The organism is Sphingosinicella flava (assembly GCF_016025255.1).
GTDB lineage: Bacteria > Pseudomonadota > Alphaproteobacteria > Sphingomonadales > Sphingomonadaceae > Allosphingosinicella > Allosphingosinicella flava.
Genome location: NZ_CP065592.1, coordinates 967,462 through 984,973, shown reverse-complemented (window position 1 = coordinate 984,973; position 17,512 = coordinate 967,462). Strand labels below are relative to the sequence as shown.

Sequence of the window (17,512 nt, the reverse complement as noted above, 5' to 3'; positions counted from 1 at the left end):
CTAACAAGCCTTCATGGCGAAACCCCGGAAACGTTATGTCTGCCAGGCCTGCGGATCGGTCTCCAGCCGCTGGCAGGGCCAGTGCGCCGACTGTTCGGAATGGAACACGCTGGTCGAGGACGCGTCCGAAATCGTGACTCCTTTCTCCGCCAAGCACAATCTCCGTTCCGGCGGCCGCGCGGTCGCTCTCGTCGGCCTCGACGCGGACATCGCGCTCCCCGACCGGACAAAAACCGGCATCGCCGAATTCGACCGCGCGCTCGGCGGGGGCGTGGTGACGGGTTCGGCGACGCTCATTGGCGGCGACCCCGGCATCGGCAAATCGACCCTGCTCCTCCAGGCCGCGGCCAACATCGCCGCGCGCGGGCTCTCCGTCGCCTATATCTCCGGCGAGGAAGCCGCCGATCAGGTCCGCCTCCGCGCCCGCCGCCTCGGCCTGGGTCAGGCTCCGGTCCAGCTCGCCGCCGCCACGTCCGTCCGCGACATCCTGACGACTTTGGGGGAGGGCGCGCCGCCCGCCTTGCTTGTCATCGATTCGATCCAGACCATGCATTCCGACTTGATCGAGGGCGCCCCCGGCACGGTGAGCCAGGTCCGCGCCTCGGCCCAGGAATTGATCCGCTTCGCCAAGGAAAGCGGCACCGCGCTGATCCTCGTCGGCCACGTCACGAAGGACGGCAGCATCGCGGGGCCCCGCGTGCTCGAGCATATGGTCGACACCGTCCTTTCCTTCGAAGGCGAGCGCAGCCACCAATATCGCATCCTCCGCGCCGTGAAGAACCGCTTCGGCGGCACCGACGAGATCGGCGTTTTCTCGATGCAGGAAGAGGGGCTGCAGGAGGTCGCCAACCCCTCGGCCCTCTTCCTCACCCATCGCGGCGAGGCCGTGTCCGGCGCCACCGTCTTTCCCGCGCTTGAAGGCACGCGCCCCGTTCTGGTTGAAATCCAGGCGCTCACCGTCCGCCTCGCCAGCGGCGCCACGCCGCGCCGCGCCGTGGTCGGCTGGGATTCGGGCCGCCTCGCCATGATCCTCGCCGTGCTGGAGGCGCGCTGCGGCCTCAGCTTCTCGACGGCCGAAGTCTATCTGAACATCGCGGGCGGCTACCGGGTCGGCGATCCCGCCGCCGATCTCGCCGTCGCCGCCGCCCTCGTCTCCGCGCTGTCCGAACGCCCCGTGCCTGCCGACACCATCGCGTTCGGCGAAGTCTCGCTTTCAGGCGAACTCCGCCCCGTCGCCCATGGTGCCCTCCGCATGAAGGAAGCCGCCAAACTGGGCTTCGAACGCGCGCTTGTTCCGGCTTCCTTGAAGGGTGAGAAGGGGCCGCTTGCCCTCACGGGCTTCCGCACCTTGGGCGAGCTGGTGGATCATATGCTGGGGCGCTAGCACCTCGCGTTCCTGCGCCCCTAGGAGCACAATGAAACAGGCGAAAACCCCTCTTCCCCAACTTCTCCGCACCCCTTAGCAGGAACCGCATGACCGCACTCGATATCATCACCCTGCTGCTCGTCGGCGGCGGCCTCGTCCGCGGCTTTCTGCGCGGCTTCGTCACCGAAGTGCTGGCGCTGGCCGCCTGGATCGCGGCCATCGCGGCGCTGAAGCTCTTCCACACCCCGCTCGCCGCGCGGCTGGAGGAACCGGTCGGCACCGTGTCGGGCGCGTCCGTGCTGGCCTTCGCCGTCATCTTCCTCGGCGTGTTCGTCACCGGCAAGCTCGTCTCGCACCGCATCGGCGGCGCGACCCGCAAGTCGATCGTGGGGCCGGTGGACCGCGTACTCGGCGGCGGTTTCGGCGCACTGAAGGGCTTGATCGGCGCGACCCTGCTCTTCCTCGCCGCGAGCCTTGCCTACGACCTGTTCTACGGCCGCGATGCCGAGCGTCCGGAATGGATGATGAACTCGCGCACCTATCCTCTGCTCAACGCCAGCGGCCGGGCCATCGTCGATTTCGTCGAGACGCGGCGCGGCAGAGAAGCCGACATCGAGGATCGGGAAGCTGCCGTGGAGAACCGTCAGTGACGGAAATCCGCCTCCACGACACATTGGCGCGGAAAAAGCGGGCCTTCGTGCCCGCCGATCCAAGTCGGGTGACGATGTATGTGTGCGGTCCCACCGTCTATAACCGCGCCCATATCGGCAATGCGCGCCCCGCCGTGGTGTTCGACGTCCTCGCCCGCCTCCTGCGCCACGCCTATGGCGAAGGTACTTTGGTCTACGCCCGCAATGTGACGGACGTCGATGACAAGATCATCGACGCGGCGAAGGCTGAAGGCGTCGATCCCTCCGTCATCACGCGGCGCTATGAGGATTTCTATCTCGCCGACATGGGTGCGCTGGGCGTCCTTCCGCCCACGCTTGCGCCCAAGGCGACCGAGAATGTGGGCGAGATGATTGCCATGATCGCCCGCCTGATCGAAACCGGCAATGCTTACGAAGCGGACGGCCACGTCCTCTTCCACGTTCCCTCCGATCCCGATTACGGCGCATTGGGTCGCCGCGACCGGGATGCGATGATCGCCGGCGCCCGCGTCGAGGTCGCCTCCTACAAGAAAGACCCCGCCGACTTCGTCCTCTGGAAACCTTCGGCGCCCGAAGTCATCGGCTGGGACAGCCCCTGGGGCCGCGGCCGCCCCGGCTGGCACATCGAATGCTCGGCGATGATCGAGCGGCATCTGGGCGAGACGATCGACATTCACGGCGGCGGCCTCGACCTCATCTTCCCGCATCACGAAAACGAAATCGCCCAAAGCCGCTGCGCCCACCACGGCGCCCCGCTCGCCCGCTACTGGATGCACAACGGCTTCCTGTCGATGGCGGGAGCCGAGAAGATGTCGAAATCGCTCGGCAACGTAGTGACCGTCGCCGACCTGCTCGCGCAGGGCCACAAGGGCGAAACCCTTCGACTCGCTCTCCTGTCGGCCCACTATCGTCAGCCGCTTGAATGGTCTGACCAGCTCATCGCGCAATCGAAAGCGACTTTGGACCGGCTTTATCGCGCGGCGGGCGACGCCGAGCCCGCCAGCCCGGATGCGGCCGTGATCGAAGCCATCGCCGACGACCTAAACACGCCGCTCGCTCTATCCCGCCTCGGCGCGATCGAGGATTCCGGCGTGCTGAAGGCAAGCGCCGCCCTTCTCGGCTTCCTCACCGAAAGCGCCGCCCACTGGTTTCAGGGCGAAGGCGACGCCCGGATCGACGCCCTGATCGCCGCCCGCACCGAAGCCAAAAAAAGTAAGAACTTCGCCGAGGCCGACCGCATCCGCGCCAACCTCGCGGCGGAAGGAGTCGTGCTGGAAGACGGCTCCGGCGGAACCACCTGGCGACGCTCCTGAAGCGCATTTTGCGCGCCGCGCTGACCGCAGTTCACAACGTCAAAACTGTATTAATTCGGCATTCACCTCTTTTTTGTGACATGCCCGTCATGATTTTGGATTGGTGAGGAGTCTTATGAAAGTACTGACCTTTTTTGCCATTCTGTTTGCTCCGGTGGCTGCCGCGATGGCGCAAGACGCCCAGAATTCGGCTCGCCCTGCCATTGCCGCGCCTGCTCGTCACCTGGTTATGATGACGCGAGCCGGGCCGAATTTCGCCAAATTGCGTGACCATATGGAAGAGGCAAAAGCTCACCAAGCGATCTACGAGCGCCTCGCAGCCGAAGGGCACACGATCGCGGGTGGAGCCTTCGAAGGGCAGCCGGTATTGGGCATGACGATCTGGACCGAGGGAGTGGACGAAGCGAAGGCGCGTGAGCTTATCAAGGACGATCAGCTGCCGAAGCTCGGCATCGTGGAATATGAGTTTCGCGTGCTGGGCGTCCGCATGGGCTCGTTCAAAAAATGAGTTCTCAATAACTCACGCCCAGCTCCGCTCGGCACTCGTCCGAGCCTGAGGCTGGCAAGCTGGGGCAGTTCGCTTCTCAAGTGTGAAAGATCGCCCGTTTCACTCTCCGGATGGCGCATTGCTGGCGCGGGGCCGCGCGCGGCTCTATATGCTCCGCATGACCACGGCGCTCTACAACCGGGACATTCTTCGGCTCGCGGCTTCCATCCCGCATCATGTGCGGCTTGCCGATCCGCAAGCGAGTGCAGAACGCCGATCGCCGGTGTGCGGCAGCCGGATTGTCGTCGACCTTGTCCTCGACCATGACGGCCGCGTCGCAGCGCTGGGACAAGAGGTGAAGGCCTGCGCGCTGGGGCAGGCCTCGGCTTCGCTGATGGGCGCTTCAGCCATCGGCCGCACCGCCGCCGATCTTGCCGCCGCCCGCGCCGCGCTCGCCGACTTCTTTGGCCGCCGCCGCGGCGATCCGGGCGATTGGCCGGGCATCGCCATTCTGAAGGACGCGCTGCCTTACACCGCCCGCCATCCTTCGATCCTCTTGCCGTTCGATGCGGTCGCGGCTGCGGCTGCGGAAGCGGCGGCAGCGAACGGCCCTCTCAAAGCCGGAGGACGATGATGGAAGGAAGCGGCGCCACCGCCTTGATGCTGCGCGACGGCGTGCTGCTGCTCGGCGCGGCCTTGGTGTTCGTCACCTTGTTCCGGCGCCTCGGCCTCGGCGCGGTGCTTGGCTATCTTGTCGCTGGCGCGCTCGTCGGGCCGCATGGGCTCGGCCTTGCGGGCGAGGCGGAGGCCATTCTGCACATCGCCGATCTCGGCATCGTCCTCCTTCTTTTCCTCGTCGGCCTGGAGCTGAACCCGAGCCGCCTCTGGCGCCTGCGCCGCGATATGTTCGGTCTCGGATCGCTTCAGGTCGCGGTGAGCGGGCTCGCGATCAGCGCGCTCGTCTATGTCGCCACCGGTTTCAGCGTCGCCGCCGCGCTCGCCATCGGCCTGCCGCTCGCTTTGTCCTCGACCGCGCAGGTGCTGCCCAGCCTCCGCCCGGATGCGATCAACACGCCTGCGGGGGAGCGGGCCTTTTCGATCCTCCTGTTCCAGGATCTCTCGATCGTCCCGCTCATCACGATCATCGCCGCCCTTTCGCGCGCCGATCCCGATCCGTCCGCGCCGCCGGGCTGGCAGCTCGGCCTCCTGACGGTCGCCGCGATTGCCGGCCTGGTTCTGGCCGGACGCTTCATCATCAATCCCCTGTTCCGCATCGTCGGCCGGGTCAGCGAGCGCGAATTGTTCGTGATCGCGGGACTGTTCACCGTGATGGCATCCGCCGTCGTGATGCAGTCGCTCCATCTTTCGACCGCCCTCGGCGCCTTCGTCGCGGGCGTGATGCTCGCCGATTCGCCCTACCGGCACGAATTGGAGGCGGACATCGATCCCTTCCGCTCGATCCTGCTCGGCTTCTTCTTCATCGCGGTCGGCATGATGCTGGACCTGCACGTGATCGCCGAACGGCCCTTCTTCGTCATCGCGCTCACCATCGGCCTGATCGCGATCAAGGCAAGCGTCCTCTACGGCCTCGCACGGCTGTTCGGCATGGACGGGCGCAAGGCGGTGAAGCTCGGCCTGCTCCTCAGCCAGGGCGGCGAATTCGCGTTCGTCCTTTTCGCCGAAGCGCAGCGCGCGGTCCTGATCGCGCCCGAAGCCGCCAGTCTGTTCAGCGCCGTCGTCACCCTTTCGATGGCCACGACGCCATTCCTGATGATGTTCAACGCCTGGCGCGACAGTCGCGTCCGCCCGGCGACGGATCATCTCGACGGACCGGAAACGTCGCCGGTCACAAAAGCCATCGTCATCGGTTACGGACGGTTCGGGCAGACGGTGGCGCAGATGCTGATGGCCAGGAACATCAGCGTCACGATCATCGACCGCAAGCCGAGCCAGATCGAAATTGCGGGCACGTTCGGCCAAAAGATTTATTATGGCGACGGGACGCGGCTCGACCTGCTGCGCCAGGCCGGGGCAGGGGAGGCACAGGCCCTGTTCTTCTGCGTCGACGGCCGTGGTCTCGATGCCCACCGCCTCGAGCCGATCCTGGAAGCCTTTCCACACGCCGCCGTCCACGTCCGCGCCTTCGATCGGGTTCACATCATGAGCCTTGATGGCGTCGATGTGGCGGGCACCTATCGCGAAGTATTTGAATCGGCGGTGCTGATGGGCCGCCAGGCACTGATCGGCTTTGGCTGCAGCGAGGAAGAGGCCGCCGCGATTGAGCACGAATATCGAAAGCGCGATGCCGAACGGCTGGAGCTTCAGTCCAAATCCGGCGATCTCCATGCGCTGAAGGAACGGATGTTCACCCCCGCCAATCCGATGCAGGAGACGTGATCGTTTCCCCCGCGCATTCGGTTCGGAGAAAGGCGCGCAGCCGCTCCTCCGGTACCTGATCGGTGACGAACGCCTGGCCGATCCCGCGCGACAGGATGAGCGTGATGCGCCCGTCCTTATTCTTCTTGTCCTGCCGCATATGGGCGATCAGCCGGTCCGCAGCCTGGCCCGGAATGCCGGTCGGCAGGCCCATGACGCGCAGGTGCCCGGCGACCCGCATCGCATCTTCGTCCGGACACAGTCCTTCCGCGACCGACAGCCGCATGGCGAGCGCCATGCCCGCCGCCACCGCTTCGCCGTGCAGCAATGCGCCGGAATAGCCCGCCTCCGCCTCCAGCGCATGCGCGAAGCTGTGCCCGAAGTTGAGCAGGGCGCGCCGCCCCGTCGTTTCCCTCTCATCCGCGCCGACGATCCGCGCCTTCGCCCGAACCGAAGTCTCGATGGCATGAAGCCGCGCCGCCGGGTCGCCGGAAAGCAATGCCGCGCCTTCATATTCGCACCAGCGGAAGAAATCGGCGTCGTCGATCAGGCCGTATTTCACGACCTCCGCATAACCGGCGGCCAGTTGCCGGCCGGGCAAGGTGTCGAGCAAGGCGGGATCGATGAGGACGAGGTCCGGCTGATGGAAAGCGCCCACCAGATTCTTCCCCGCCGCGACATTCACCGCCGTCTTGCCGCCGACCGACGAATCGACCTGGGCGAGCAAGGTAGTCGGGATCTGGATCAGCCCGCATCCGCGCTTCAGCAACGCCGCCGCGAGGCCCGCAAGGTCGCCGACCATGCCGCCGCCGAACGCGACGATATGATCGCTCCGCTCGATGCCGAGCGCGAGCAGCCGGTCGAGCACGCCGCCCAACGTCGCCCAATTCTTGCTCGCCTCGCCCGCCGGAACGACGATCGGCAAGGCCTCGATCCCCTCAGACCCCAGCGCCGCCGCCAGCCGTGCGCCCCATAGCCGCCACACATCATCTTCGCTCACCACCGCGATACGGCCACGGGCATAAGGGGCAAGGAGCTCGCCCGCCCGGTCCAGCAGCCCCGCCGCGATCCGCACGGGATAGGCATTGCCTCCCGCCGCCACGTCCACGACCGTCACGCCGCGCTCCGCAGCGCGCTTAGCGCCTTCAGGATATCGGCCACCGCGCGGTCGTGCGGTGAGGGGAGGGTGCGGATATGGATATGGGCCTCGGCATAAATGGGGTTCCGGATCTCGGCGAGGTCGCGAAGGAAAGGCAAAGCTTCCTTGTCGCGCAAGAGGGGGCGAGTGTCGCGGCGCGAGACTCGTTCGGCCAATATTTCGGGCTCGGCGTCCAGCCACACGGCGATGCAGCGCGACAGGATCAGCCGCCGGGTCCGCTCGTTCATGAACGCGCCGCCGCCGGTCGCGATCACCTTGGGCGGTCCTTCGATCAGGCGGGCGATCACCCGCCGCTCGCCGTCGCGAAAGCTCTCCTCGCCATATTGCTCGAAGATTTCGGCGATGCTTCGGCTGGCGGCGGTTTCGATCTCATGGTCCGAATCGACGAAGGGCATTTTGAGCCTTCGGGCGAGCCGTCGCCCGACCGTCGACTTGCCCGCGCCCATCAGGCCGACGAGCACGATCGAGCGGTCGAAGGAGGAGATTGGTCTCGCCATGCCGCCGGGGCTATACATAGGGGCGCATCGTGAGGCAAAAGGCCCGCATCGTCCAATCCCTTGTGCCAATTTTACGGGAAAGCTGATGCCGCGATCCGTCCTCCTTCTCCTCATCATCCTCATCGCGCTCGTCGCCGGCGCGGTCTATCTGTCCCGCAGCGCGACCGAAGTGCCGACCACGCGCATGGAGCAGGACGTGACGAATGAAGCGCTGGCGCAATAAGGCCCTGATCCTGGCGGGAATCTCTCTCGCCGCCGCGATCCCCGCGATCAGCCAGGAAACGCCCGAATCGCTGTTGCCGCCTGGCTTCGAGGATCCGGAAACCCTGCCTCCGCCAGTGCAGAACGTTCAGGCGCCGGCACAGGGACAGCGCCCGCCCGCGCAAGCCCCTGCGCCGTCCGCGGCCGCGCCGTCGGATGTCGTGATCAGCGACACGCCCGACGCGGCGTCGGAAGAGCTCGCCGCCCGTCCGCCCCAGCAACCCGGCGCCTTCGACCTGCCCGAAGGGGCGCGGCGCGATCCAACGATGGTCGGTGTCCTCGGGCCCGATAATTGGGGGCTCGGCGCCGACGCCTTCCGGGGCGCGAGCGGCCCCTTCCTCTTCTCGCTGATGCGGCGGATGGATGCGCCGCTGCCGTCACGCTGGGCTTCGATCCTGTTGCGCCGGGCCTTGCTGACCCAGGCCGCCGCGCCGCCGGGCGTGCAGCCTGCGTCCTGGGCGGCGGAACGGGCTTGGCTGCTGCTTCGCATGGGCGAGGCGGACGCCGCCCGCATGCTGGTGCAGCAGGTCGATGTCGATCGCTACACGCCGCACATGATGGAGGTGAGCGCGCAAACCGCGCTCGCCACCGCCGATCCCGCCGCGCTTTGCCCGCTCGTCGAACCGGCGAAAGCGGTGTCCGATGCATCGACCTGGCCGCTTGCCGACGCCATGTGCGCCGCGCTCGCCGGCGAATCGGGGCGGGCAAGCACGTTGATCGATCAGGCGCGTCGGCGCGACGGCTCCGGCATCGATCTGATGCTCGCCGAAAAGATCGTCGGTGCGGGATCCAATACGCGCCGCGCCGTCAATCTCGACTGGGCTGGCGTCGACCGCCTGACGCCCTGGCGTTTCGGCCTCGCGGCGGCGGCGGGCACGGAAATCCCCGCCACGCTGATGCAGGGGGCAGGCCCGCGATATTGGGCCTGGCAGGCGCGCGCGCCGATGCTGCCGCTGGAGCAGAGGTTGGCGGCCTCCCACATCGCCGCTTCTCTCGGCGTATTTTCGAGCGCGGCGCTGGTCGAGCTATACAGCCTCATCGGCGACCGCACCGATCCTGCGGACATGCAGGGCAGCATGGCGCAGCGCCTGGGCCGCGCTTATGCCGGCCCGGTCGACGATCGCATCGCCGCCCTGCGCGAATTGTGGGAGGGCGGGGACACGCCGGCCGAACGTCATGCGCGGCTCATCATGACGGCGGGCGCCGCCGCGCGCATTGCACCGTCTAAGGATCGGGAGGACATTGCGGGGCGGCTCGTCGCCGCGATGCTGACGGCCGGCATGGACCGCCGCGCGGCCCGGTGGCTGCCGGTCGCGGCCGAAATGGACGGCGAGAGCGGCCATCTCGCTTGGACGTTGCTGGCGGTCGGCGCGCCGGATGTCACGGTGGACGCGGGCAGGGTCGGCGACATTGTCGATGCCGACGAGACCGCGGAACGGAAACGGTCGCGCCTGCTGGTCGCGGCGCTCGCGGGGCTGGGCCGGATCGATGCGGCCACCGCCGGGCGTTTTGGCGAAGACCTCGGCATCGCATTCACGCGACAAAACGCCTGGACGCAGGCGTTGGAGGAGGCCGCCTCGCGCCGTCAAAAAGGCACCGTCGCGATCCTGTCGGGCATCGGCATGCAGACCGGGGCGTGGACGGGCGTGCCGCCGGAACATCTTTACCGCATCGTTCGCGCGTTGCGCTCGGTCGGCCTCGAATATGAAGCCCACATGATTGCCGCCGAGGCTTTGTACCGGGCCTGATTGGATGAGCGAGGATCGCCAGCAGATCGCCGCCTTCCTGGAAATGCTGGCGGCGGAGGCGGGCGCCGCGCGCAATACGTTGCTCGCTTATGCCCGCGATCTTCACGGCGCGTCGGAATTGCTGGGGGGACGGCTCGCCGTCGCGACATCCGGCGATGTGTCGAAACTCGGCGGAGAATGGATGGCGCTGAAACGGGCGACCGTGGCGCGCAAGGCCGCGGCGCTCCGCCGGTTCTACGGGTTCCTGCTGGATGAAGGATATCGGAAGGACGACCCGTCCGCAGCCCTCCCGCGTCCGGCAAGCGAGCGGCCCTTGCCGAAAATCCTCGATCATCGTTCGGTCGACGCCCTGTTCGCCGAGCTGGAGCGGCGCAAGCGGGAAGAGGAAAGCAGCGGCACGATCCGCATGATCGCGCTCGTTGAGCTGCTCTACGGATCGGGCTTGCGCGCCACGGAACTGGTCTCGCTGCCGCGCAACGCCGTGCAGCCGGATAAGCCGTTCCTGATCCTCAAGGGCAAGGGCGGACGGGAACGGCTGGTGCCTTTGTCCGACCGCGCGCGCGCCGCCGTTGCGGAATGGAGCGCCTTCGTGCCCCGGGATTCGCTTTGGCTGTTTCCATCCGGCAAGAGCCATTTGAGCCGGGTGCGCCTTTACCAGCTTCTCAAGGATCTGGCGGCAGCCGCCGGAATTCCGCCCGACCGGGTGAGCCCTCACGTCCTGCGCCATGCCTTCGCGACTCATCTGCTGGAGGGCGGCGCCGACCTGCGCGCGCTCCAGATGCTGCTCGGCCACGCGGACATCGCGACGACGCAAATCTACACCCATGTCGACAGCCGCCATCTGGTCGAGCTGGTGAACAGCCGCCACCCGCTCGTTGACGTAACGACAAAGCGGCCGTAACCCCGCGCTCCATGGCGACTTATCTCGATTTCGAAAAGCCGATCGCGGAGCTGGAAGCGCGCGTGGCCGAGCTGCGCGACACGGCGGCGGCGGGGGAACTCAACATCGACGCCGAAATCGGCAAGCTCGAGGCGAAAGCCGAGAAATTGCTGCGCGAGACTTATGGACGGCTGACGCCCTGGCAGAAAACGCAGGTCGCGCGCCATCCCGAACGGCCGCATTTCAAGGATTATGTGGCGGGCTTGATCGAAGATTTCGTGCCGCTGGCCGGAGACCGCGCTTTCGCCGACGATCAGGCGATCATTGGCGGGCTCGGCAAATTGGGCGGCCGCAAGGTCATGCTGATCGGCCACGAAAAAGGCGATGACACGGCGAGCCGCATCAAGCACAATTTCGGCATGGCGAAGCCGGAAGGCTATCGCAAGGCGATCCGCCTGATGAAGCTCGCCGATCGTTTCGGCATTCCGGTCGTCACCCTGGTCGATACGCCCGGCGCCTTTCCGGGCGTGCAGGCCGAAGAGCGCGGCCAGGCCGAAGCGATCGCGCGGTCGACCGAGGAATGTCTTTCCCTGTCCGTGCCGATCGTCGCCGTGATCGTCGGCGAGGGCGGGTCCGGCGGCGCCATCGCGCTGGCCGCGGCGAACCGCGTGCTGATGCTCGAACATTCCGTCTATGCGGTGATCTCGCCCGAAGGTTGTGCCTCGATCCTGTGGCGCACCGCCGAAAAAGCGGCGGACGCCGCCGAAGCCATGCGCGTGACCGCGGGCGACCTCAAGGCGTTGGGCGTCATCGATCGCATCGTCGACGAACCGGTGGGCGGCGCGCACCGGGAAAGGGCGGGCGCCATCGCCGCTCTAGGCGCGGCGGTCGGCGAGGAACTGGACCGCTATGCGGCGATGAGCGCGGCCGAAATCCGCACCGAACGCCGCCAGAAATTCCTCAACATCGCCTGATCGGCGGCGCGTCCAGCCCGGTGCTGGACGGAACCCCAAGCAAATTCCTGTGTTCATTTCGGATCGTAAATTTCCCGAATAGAATCAGGAGTGCCGGTTCATGAAGACCAAGATGCTAGCCGTGCTGTCCGCCTCTCTTCTGGCGGTCGGCTGCGCGACCGGAGGACTCGTGGGCGAAGGGCCCAATCGCCAGATTTCTCAAAGCGCGGCGCAGACGGCGGCGCAGCAGCACCCGCAGATCATCGAGGAGTTCGGCGGCGCCGAAACCAGCGCGCGGAGCTCCTATGTCACCAGCGTCGGACGCCGGGTCGCGGCTCAATCGGGCGTCCGGGGCGCAGGGGCGGGCGCCTATACCTTCACGACACTGAATTCGCCGGTTCTCAATGCCTTTGCGGTGCCGGGCGGCTATATCTACATCACCCGCGAGCTGCTGGGTTTGATGGACGACGAGGCGGAGCTTGCTTCCGTCCTCGGCCACGAAATCGGCCATATCGCCGCGGACCACTCAGCCCAGCGCTCCAGCCGGTCGCAGATCAGCCAAGTGCTTGCCGCTCTGGCAGGCGTGGTGACCGGATCGAGCCAAGTCGCGCAGGTCGCGAGCACCCTCAGCCAAGGCCTGGTCCTCAATTACTCCCGAAGCCAGGAATTCCAGGCCGACGATCTCGGCATCCGCTACATGGCGGGCGCCGGCTATGATCCGGGCGCATCACCGACTTTGCTAACCTCGCTCGGGGCCGCCACATCTCTCGAAACACGCGTGTCGGGCGGTCCGGACGAACGATCGATCCCGTCCTGGGCGCGAAGCCATCCGCTCAGCGCCGATCGCGTCACTCGTGCTACGCGCCAGGCGAACGCGACGGGCCTCGCCAATCGCGGCACGCGCAATCGGGATCAGTTCCTCGCGCAGATCGATGGCATGTTGTGGGGCGACGATCCCGCGCAGGGCGTCGTCGAAGGCCGCAATTTCTTCCATCCCGACCTGCGGCTTCGTTTCACAGTTCCCAATGGCTACGGTATCCAAAATGGAACGCGCGCCGTGACGGTGTCGGGCGCCAACGGCCAGGCTATGTTCTCTGGCGGACGCTATCAGGGCGATCTGGGCAGCTATATCGCGCAGGTTTTCCGCGGTTTGGCCGGCCAGACCCAGCTCAATTTTTCACAGCCGCGCGCGACGACGGTGAACGGCATTCCCGCCGCTTATTCGACGGCGCGTGTCGCCACTCAGCAAGGGCAGGTCGACCTCACCGTCTTCGCCTATCAGTGGGATTCGAATACCGCTTACCATTTCGCGACGCTGACGCGGGCGGGAACCGGGCTTGGGCCGTTCAGTTCGCTGGTGGGTTCCGTCGCACGGCTGTCGGCCACGGAAGCCGCGGCGATCCGGCCGCGGGTCATCGATGTCGTGACGGTCCGCGCGGGCGATACGGTGCAGAGTCTCGCCAGCCGCATGGCGTATAACGACTTGAAGCTCGAACGCTTCCTCGTCCTCAACTCCCTCGCCGCGAACAGCCAGCTTCGCGCGGGGGACAAGGTGAAATTGATCGTCTACGGCAATCGGAGCTGACACGAAAAAGGGCGGCAGGAAGCCTGCCGCCCTTCTCACTTTATATTATGAAATATTAGCTCGCCGCGTTAGCCAGCGCGCCGTTGACGTCTTGGAATGTGTTTTCAAGCTGGTTGCCAACACTGGCCATAGCAGTGATAGCGGCAACGGCGATGAGGGCCGCGATCAGGCCATATTCGATGGCGGTCGCGCCCTTGGCATTCTTCAAAAGATTGCGAATTTTCAACATTTCCGATCTCCTTGTCCGTAGGAAGTGTCCACTCTTCCTGCCTCGCCCTAGGGGGTTAAGCTGTTCGGGTTTACGATTGAGAAGTTGCAAAAAACTTAACATCAACGCGCCATTGCGTTCGCGACGTCATCATAGACTTGGCTGAGCATGCCATTGGATTGGCCGCCCACTTGTGACATTACGCCCACGATAGACAAGGCGATCAGGCTCGCCACCAAGCAATATTCGATGGCGGTCGCGCCTGAGCAACAATGAGGCAGTTTTTTCAGCATTCATCATCCCCCCAAGCGGAATGTCGCACGAATACCTGCCTTAAATCCAGATTATTTCTTAAGGAATGAATGGAATTCATGCTTAATTCGACGTTAACCGTAGTTGCGGTTGCCTTGGTCGATAGCCAAGGTCGTGTTTTACTTCAGAAAAGATCCGCCCATCGCGCCATGGCGGGTCTCTGGGAATTTCCCGGCGGCAAGGTCGAGGCGGGCGAGCGGCCGGAGGTGGCGCTGATCCGCGAGCTGAAGGAAGAATTGGGGATCGACACGGACGCCGCCTGCCTGGCGCCCGCCACCTTCGCGAGCGCGGATCTCGGCGAACGGCACCTCCTCCTGCTGCTCTACGTCTGCCGCAAATGGCGCGGCACGCCGGAGCCGCTGGATTGCGATGGCCTCCAATGGGTTCGTCCGCACCAGATGTTCGCGCTCGATATGCCCCCCGCCGACAAGCCGCTGATCGGCCTGCTCGACGCGCTGATCTAGGGGCGGCCCGGCACAGCCCCCTTCAGCGCATCGGCGAGCGAAACCCGGCCGCTTCCGCGGGGGGCGGGCTGGGGCTGATCGGGTGCCGGAGCCCAGCCCGAAAGATAGATGATTTCGAACGTTTCGCCGGTCTTGCCGTCCGGATCGGCCAATTCGGAAAATCGGCTGAGGGCAGCGAGGAGGCCGGCCTTCAGCACCGGCCGGCGCGGCCTGTTGGCCAGGACGTTCGTCGCGCCCATCGCTCTTAAGTCCGACACAAGCCCCATCAGATGCGGAAAGCGGACCGGGACGGCCGCGCTGTCCGCGACGGGGAGCGCGAAACCGGCCCGGGTGAGGAGGTCGCCCGCCGCTCGGAGGTCGATCTGGGGATGGATATGCGGCGCTGCGGCGCCCGCGCTTTCATCCGCCGCCATCATGGCCGCGCGCAACGCGGGTAGGCTGCGGGCACCCGCGAACGCGGCCAGAAACAAGCCGTCGGGCCGCAGGGCGCGGCGGATCAAGGTCAGGGCGCCGGGCAGGTCGTTGACGCTGTCGAGAACGCCGACCGACATGACGAGATCGAAGGATTCGGGAGGAAAAGCCAGCTTGTCCTCGTCCGCGCATATCCCGCCCGCCGCTTCGGCGAAGCGCGCGCCCGCGTCGAGCGGCGTGACGGTCATGCCCCGCGCGCGAAGCTGGCCAGTCAAATATCCCCCGCCGCAACCGAGATCCAGGACATCGCGGAAATCCCGCTTCACCAAATCGAGCCGGTCCAGCAATTCGTCGGCGGCAAGGCGGTGAAGATAGTCGGCACTCGCGAACCGGGGCTGGGCGCGATCGCGGCGCAGGCGGCGCAGGGCGCGGTCGAAAGGCGTGTCGATGCTCACGCGCGGGCTTGTGCAGCGCGGCGGGCTGGATGACAAGAAAGCGATGATGGCGGCGGCGGCAAGAGGATTGAGCTGGGCGTTGCGGCGCGCTGTGGATTACGCCCTGCCGCCCCGCTGCGGCGCGTGCGGAACGGTGACCGACGGTCCGCACCGCTTTTGCGTCGCCTGCTGGCAATCGTTGCATTTCCTGGGCGAGCCTTGCTGCGTCCGCTGCGGCTTCCCATTCGATTTCGCGCGGGACGCGGAGGAGGAATGCGGCGCTTGCCTCGCCGATCGGCCGCCGTTCGACCGGCTGCGCGCCGCCGTCGCTTACGGCCCGGTCGCGCGAACGGTCGCGCTGAAGCTCAAATATGCCCGCCGCCCCGGTGTCGCCGAAACGCTGGCGCGCTTCATGGCCCGCCATGCCCGCGACCTTGCCCCCGATGCCGTGATCGTGCCGGTGCCCCTGCATCGCTGGCGAATTTGGCGCAGGGGCTACAATCAGTCGGCGTTGATCGCGGCGGCGCTCGCCCGCCTCACCGGCCGCGCGGCCGTGCTGGACGGGCTGCGCCGGGTCAAGCCAACGCCGCCGCTGCGCGGCATGGGCCGCAACGCGCGGGCGCGGGCGATGCGCGGCGCCTTCGCAGTGACGCCGGAGGGAAAGGCATGCTTTGCCGGCCGCCCCGTCCTCCTGGTCGACGATGTCTATACCAGCGGCGCGACGGCCCGCGTCTGTGCGGCCGTCCTGAACCGCGCGGGCGCGGCGCGGGTGGACATAATCTGCTGGGCGCGGGTTATTCGTGACGATTGACAAGCCTGCGGGCGCGCCGCACGTCCGCCCGCAAGACAGTAAGGAAGATTGAATGGCCCGCGTCGAAATCTATACGAAGATGTTCTGCCCTTATTGCGCCCGCGCGAAGACATTGCTTGCCGCCAAGGGCGTCGATTTCGCCGAATATGACATCACCATGGGTGGCCCGCAGCGTCAGGAAATGCTGGGCCGCGCCAACGGCCGCACCACGGTCCCGCAGATTTTCATCGACGATCGCCATGTCGGCGGTTGCGACGACCTCCATGCCCTCGACCGGGATGGAAAGCTCGATCCGCTGCTGGACGCCTGAATGAAGATTGCCTTGTACCAAGCGCGGACCGGCATCGATCCGGATGCCAGCGCGCGGGACATCGGCCAGGCCGTGCGCGATGCGGCGGCGGCCGGTGCCGTCATGCTTTTCACGCCGGAAATGAGCGGCATGCTGGACCGCGAGCGTGAACGGGCGCGCGCCAACCTTCGGCCGGAGGCTGAAGATGCGGTGCTTGCCGCCGCCCGCGCGGCGGCGCGGGATGCGGGCATCTGGGTCCACCTCGGATCGCTCGCCTTGAAGGACGAGCGCGCCGACGGCCGCCTCGTCAATCGCGGCTTTGTCATCGACGGGGCGGGCGAAATCCGCGCGCGCTACGACAAGATGCACCTGTTCGACGTCGACCTTCCGACCGGCGAAAGCTGGCGCGAATCGGCGGCTTACGGCGCGGGGGAGGGGCCGGTGGCGGTGGAAACGCCGCTTGGGCTTCTCGGCCTCTCCATCTGTTACGACATTCGCTTTCCGGACCTGTATCGCGCCCTCACCGATGCCGGGGCGGTGATCCTCTCCATCCCCGCCGCTTTCACGGTGCCGACGGGCGAGGCCCATTGGCACGCCTTGCTCCGCGCGCGGGCCATCGAAGCCGGCGTGTTCGTCGTCGCGACGGCGCAAAGCGGCCGCCATGCGGACGGCCGCGAAACCTTCGGTCATTCGCTGGTGGTCGGCCCTTGGGGCGAAGTCCTGCTCGACATGGGCGATGCAAACGGGCTGGGCTTTGCGGAGATTGACCCGGCGGCGGTGGAAGCCGTCCGCGCTCGCGTCCCCGCCATCCGCCATCGCAGGGCCATAGGCCCGGTCAGGGTCGTGCGATGATCGTCTTCGACCTCCGCTGCGGCCAGGATCACGTCTTCGAAATCTGGTTCGGTTCGTCCGGCGATTATGCGGACCAGAAAGCGCGCGGTTTGGTGGCCTGCCCCTATTGCGGCGATACGGATGTCGACAAGGCGGTGATGGCCCCGCGCGTGTCCGCAAAGGGCAATCGCGCCGCGCCTGATATGCGGCCTGTCGCGAGCCAAAATCCGGAGGCGATGAAGGACATGATGGCCGCCATGGCCGCCCTTCAGAAACGGATGCTCGCCCAATCCACTTATGTCGGGGGCCGCTTCGCCGACGAAGCGCGCGCCATCCACCATGGCGAAAAGGATGCCCGTCCGATCCACGGCAAGGCGACGGCGGCGGAAACGCGGAGCCTGATCGAGGAAGGCGTGCCCGTCGCGCCGCTCCCTTTTCCGGTTCTCGATCCGCGCGACGAGAATTGACCGCCGCCCG

The 17,512-nt window shown here is 66.5% G+C and carries 21 protein-coding genes; 16 read left to right on the top strand and 5 right to left on the bottom strand.

Features of this window, described 5'->3' with window-relative positions; translation table 11 throughout:
• Positions 1–13 precede the first annotated feature (13 nt).
• The 6 genes from radA (at position 14) to IC614_RS05135 (ending at position 6,213) form a co-directional block, all read left to right on the top strand.
• On the top strand, positions 14–1,384 hold the full coding sequence (radA, locus tag IC614_RS05160; RefSeq protein ID WP_200972830.1) for a DNA repair protein RadA: 1,371 nt from the start codon (positions 14–16) through the stop codon (positions 1,382–1,384).
• An 89-nt stretch (positions 1,385–1,473) separates the two neighbouring features.
• Entirely contained in the window at positions 1,474–2,016 is a 543-nt protein-coding gene (locus tag IC614_RS05155) for a CvpA family protein (RefSeq protein WP_200972829.1), read from the top strand.
• Complete coding sequence (cysS, locus tag IC614_RS05150; protein WP_200972828.1) at positions 2,013–3,329, top strand: cysteine--tRNA ligase; 1,317 nt, start codon at positions 2,013–2,015, stop codon at positions 3,327–3,329. Before IC614_RS05155 ends, cysS begins: the two co-directional genes overlap by 4 nt.
• 115 nt (positions 3,330–3,444) lie before the next feature.
• Positions 3,445–3,837, top strand: a complete 393-nt coding sequence (locus tag IC614_RS05145) for a YciI family protein (protein WP_200972827.1) — start codon at positions 3,445–3,447, stop codon at positions 3,835–3,837.
• Between the two features lie 157 nt (positions 3,838–3,994).
• On the top strand, positions 3,995–4,450 hold the full coding sequence (locus IC614_RS05140; RefSeq protein ID WP_200972826.1) for an iron-sulfur cluster assembly scaffold protein: 456 nt from the start codon (positions 3,995–3,997) through the stop codon (positions 4,448–4,450).
• Positions 4,450–6,213 carry a cation:proton antiporter domain-containing protein gene (locus tag IC614_RS05135; RefSeq protein ID WP_200973104.1) on the top strand — a complete coding sequence of 588 codons (1,764 nt, stop codon included), beginning with the start codon at positions 4,450–4,452 and terminating at the stop codon, positions 6,211–6,213. Before IC614_RS05140 ends, IC614_RS05135 begins: the two co-directional genes overlap by 1 nt.
• Here IC614_RS05135 and aroB read toward each other — a convergent pair.
• Both aroB and IC614_RS05125 read right to left on the bottom strand, forming a co-directional pair.
• A complete protein-coding gene (gene aroB, locus IC614_RS05130; RefSeq protein WP_200972825.1) occupies positions 6,182–7,309 on the bottom strand; it encodes a 3-dehydroquinate synthase in 1,128 nt (375 codons plus the stop codon). The genes IC614_RS05135 and aroB overlap by 32 nt on opposite strands.
• Positions 7,306–7,848 carry a shikimate kinase gene (locus IC614_RS05125; RefSeq protein WP_200972824.1) on the bottom strand — a complete coding sequence of 181 codons (543 nt, stop codon included), beginning with the start codon at positions 7,846–7,848 and terminating at the stop codon, positions 7,306–7,308. The genes aroB and IC614_RS05125 overlap by 4 nt, the downstream gene beginning before the upstream one ends.
• A gap of 85 nt (positions 7,849–7,933) precedes the next feature.
• Between IC614_RS05125 and IC614_RS05120 the strand changes: the two genes are divergently transcribed.
• The 5 genes from IC614_RS05120 (at position 7,934) to IC614_RS05100 (ending at position 13,275) form a co-directional block, all read left to right on the top strand.
• Positions 7,934–8,071: a hypothetical protein gene (locus IC614_RS05120; protein ID WP_200972823.1), complete on the top strand. Its 138-nt coding sequence runs from the start codon at positions 7,934–7,936 to the stop codon at positions 8,069–8,071.
• A complete protein-coding gene (locus IC614_RS05115; RefSeq protein ID WP_200972822.1) occupies positions 8,052–9,857 on the top strand; it encodes a hypothetical protein in 1,806 nt (601 codons plus the stop codon). The genes IC614_RS05120 and IC614_RS05115 overlap by 20 nt, the downstream gene beginning before the upstream one ends.
• A 4-nt stretch (positions 9,858–9,861) precedes the next feature.
• Positions 9,862–10,758 (top strand): tyrosine recombinase, encoded by an 897-nt coding sequence (locus IC614_RS05110; protein ID WP_200972821.1) that lies wholly within the window; start codon positions 9,862–9,864, stop codon positions 10,756–10,758.
• An 11-nt stretch (positions 10,759–10,769) separates the two neighbouring features.
• Positions 10,770–11,711: an acetyl-CoA carboxylase carboxyltransferase subunit alpha gene (locus tag IC614_RS05105; RefSeq protein WP_200972820.1), complete on the top strand. Its 942-nt coding sequence runs from the start codon at positions 10,770–10,772 to the stop codon at positions 11,709–11,711.
• Between the two features lie 100 nt (positions 11,712–11,811).
• Positions 11,812–13,275: a M48 family metalloprotease gene (locus tag IC614_RS05100; protein ID WP_200972819.1), complete on the top strand. Its 1,464-nt coding sequence runs from the start codon at positions 11,812–11,814 to the stop codon at positions 13,273–13,275.
• Positions 13,276–13,330: 55 nt separating this feature from the next.
• Here the strand turns inward: IC614_RS05100 and IC614_RS05095 are convergent, their stop codons facing one another.
• Positions 13,331–13,504, bottom strand: coding sequence for a Flp family type IVb pilin (locus IC614_RS05095; RefSeq protein WP_200972818.1), 174 nt, complete (start codon positions 13,502–13,504; stop codon positions 13,331–13,333).
• 101 nt (positions 13,505–13,605) lie between these two features.
• The gene (locus tag IC614_RS05090; protein ID WP_200972817.1) at positions 13,606–13,776 is read right to left on the bottom strand and encodes a Flp family type IVb pilin; all 171 of its coding nucleotides are present in this window, start codon (positions 13,774–13,776) and stop codon (positions 13,606–13,608) included.
• Positions 13,777–13,854: 78 nt separating this feature from the next.
• Here IC614_RS05090 and IC614_RS05085 point away from each other — a divergent pair, with 78 nt between their 5' ends.
• The gene (locus tag IC614_RS05085; RefSeq protein WP_200972816.1) at positions 13,855–14,259 is read left to right on the top strand and encodes a (deoxy)nucleoside triphosphate pyrophosphohydrolase; all 405 of its coding nucleotides are present in this window, start codon (positions 13,855–13,857) and stop codon (positions 14,257–14,259) included.
• Here IC614_RS05085 and IC614_RS05080 read toward each other — a convergent pair.
• Positions 14,256–15,125: a methyltransferase domain-containing protein gene (locus IC614_RS05080; RefSeq protein ID WP_200972815.1), complete on the bottom strand. Its 870-nt coding sequence runs from the start codon at positions 15,123–15,125 to the stop codon at positions 14,256–14,258. The genes IC614_RS05085 and IC614_RS05080 overlap by 4 nt on opposite strands.
• Before the next feature lie 46 nt (positions 15,126–15,171).
• Between IC614_RS05080 and IC614_RS05075 the strand changes: the two genes are divergently transcribed.
• The 4 genes from IC614_RS05075 to IC614_RS05060 are packed head-to-tail and all read left to right on the top strand — an operon-like array spanning position 15,172 to position 17,502.
• The gene (locus IC614_RS05075; RefSeq protein WP_200973103.1) at positions 15,172–15,915 is read left to right on the top strand and encodes a ComF family protein; all 744 of its coding nucleotides are present in this window, start codon (positions 15,172–15,174) and stop codon (positions 15,913–15,915) included.
• A 52-nt stretch (positions 15,916–15,967) separates the two neighbouring features.
• A complete protein-coding gene (gene grxC, locus IC614_RS05070; RefSeq protein WP_200972814.1) occupies positions 15,968–16,225 on the top strand; it encodes a glutaredoxin 3 in 258 nt (85 codons plus the stop codon).
• The gene (locus IC614_RS05065) at positions 16,226–17,056 is read left to right on the top strand and encodes a carbon-nitrogen hydrolase family protein (protein ID WP_200972813.1); all 831 of its coding nucleotides are present in this window, start codon (positions 16,226–16,228) and stop codon (positions 17,054–17,056) included.
• Positions 17,053–17,502, top strand: coding sequence for a DUF1178 family protein (locus tag IC614_RS05060; RefSeq protein WP_200972812.1), 450 nt, complete (start codon positions 17,053–17,055; stop codon positions 17,500–17,502). The genes IC614_RS05065 and IC614_RS05060 overlap by 4 nt, the downstream gene beginning before the upstream one ends.
• Positions 17,503–17,512 lie beyond the last annotated feature (10 nt).

What these genes read in the sequence shown, in the direction of transcription:
- radA (WP_200972830.1), top strand. Translation starts at nt 14, where the DNA reads ATGGCGAAACCCCGGAAACGTTATGTCTGCCAGGCCTGCGGATCGGTC.
- IC614_RS05155 (WP_200972829.1), top strand. Translation starts at nt 1,474, where the DNA reads ATGACCGCACTCGATATCATCACCCTGCTGCTCGTCGGCGGCGGCCTC.
- IC614_RS05145 (WP_200972827.1), top strand. Translation starts at nt 3,445, where the DNA reads ATGAAAGTACTGACCTTTTTTGCCATTCTGTTTGCTCCGGTGGCTGCC.
- IC614_RS05140 (WP_200972826.1), top strand. Translation starts at nt 3,995, where the DNA reads ATGACCACGGCGCTCTACAACCGGGACATTCTTCGGCTCGCGGCTTCC.
- IC614_RS05135 (WP_200973104.1), top strand. Translation starts at nt 4,450, where the DNA reads ATGGAAGGAAGCGGCGCCACCGCCTTGATGCTGCGCGACGGCGTGCTG.
- IC614_RS05125 (WP_200972824.1), bottom strand. Translation starts at nt 7,848, where the DNA reads ATGGCGAGACCAATCTCCTCCTTCGACCGCTCGATCGTGCTCGTCGGC.
- IC614_RS05120 (WP_200972823.1), top strand. Translation starts at nt 7,934, where the DNA reads ATGCCGCGATCCGTCCTCCTTCTCCTCATCATCCTCATCGCGCTCGTC.
- IC614_RS05115 (WP_200972822.1), top strand. Translation starts at nt 8,052, where the DNA reads ATGAAGCGCTGGCGCAATAAGGCCCTGATCCTGGCGGGAATCTCTCTC.
- IC614_RS05110 (WP_200972821.1), top strand. Translation starts at nt 9,862, where the DNA reads ATGAGCGAGGATCGCCAGCAGATCGCCGCCTTCCTGGAAATGCTGGCG.
- IC614_RS05105 (WP_200972820.1), top strand. Translation starts at nt 10,770, where the DNA reads ATGGCGACTTATCTCGATTTCGAAAAGCCGATCGCGGAGCTGGAAGCG.
- IC614_RS05100 (WP_200972819.1), top strand. Translation starts at nt 11,812, where the DNA reads ATGAAGACCAAGATGCTAGCCGTGCTGTCCGCCTCTCTTCTGGCGGTC.
- IC614_RS05095 (WP_200972818.1), bottom strand. Translation starts at nt 13,504, where the DNA reads ATGTTGAAAATTCGCAATCTTTTGAAGAATGCCAAGGGCGCGACCGCC.
- IC614_RS05090 (WP_200972817.1), bottom strand. Translation starts at nt 13,776, where the DNA reads ATGCTGAAAAAACTGCCTCATTGTTGCTCAGGCGCGACCGCCATCGAA.
- IC614_RS05085 (WP_200972816.1), top strand. Translation starts at nt 13,855, where the DNA reads ATGCTTAATTCGACGTTAACCGTAGTTGCGGTTGCCTTGGTCGATAGC.
- IC614_RS05075 (WP_200973103.1), top strand. Translation starts at nt 15,172, where the DNA reads ATGGCGGCGGCGGCAAGAGGATTGAGCTGGGCGTTGCGGCGCGCTGTG.
- grxC (WP_200972814.1), top strand. Translation starts at nt 15,968, where the DNA reads ATGGCCCGCGTCGAAATCTATACGAAGATGTTCTGCCCTTATTGCGCC.
- IC614_RS05065 (WP_200972813.1), top strand. Translation starts at nt 16,226, where the DNA reads ATGAAGATTGCCTTGTACCAAGCGCGGACCGGCATCGATCCGGATGCC.
- IC614_RS05060 (WP_200972812.1), top strand. Translation starts at nt 17,053, where the DNA reads ATGATCGTCTTCGACCTCCGCTGCGGCCAGGATCACGTCTTCGAAATC.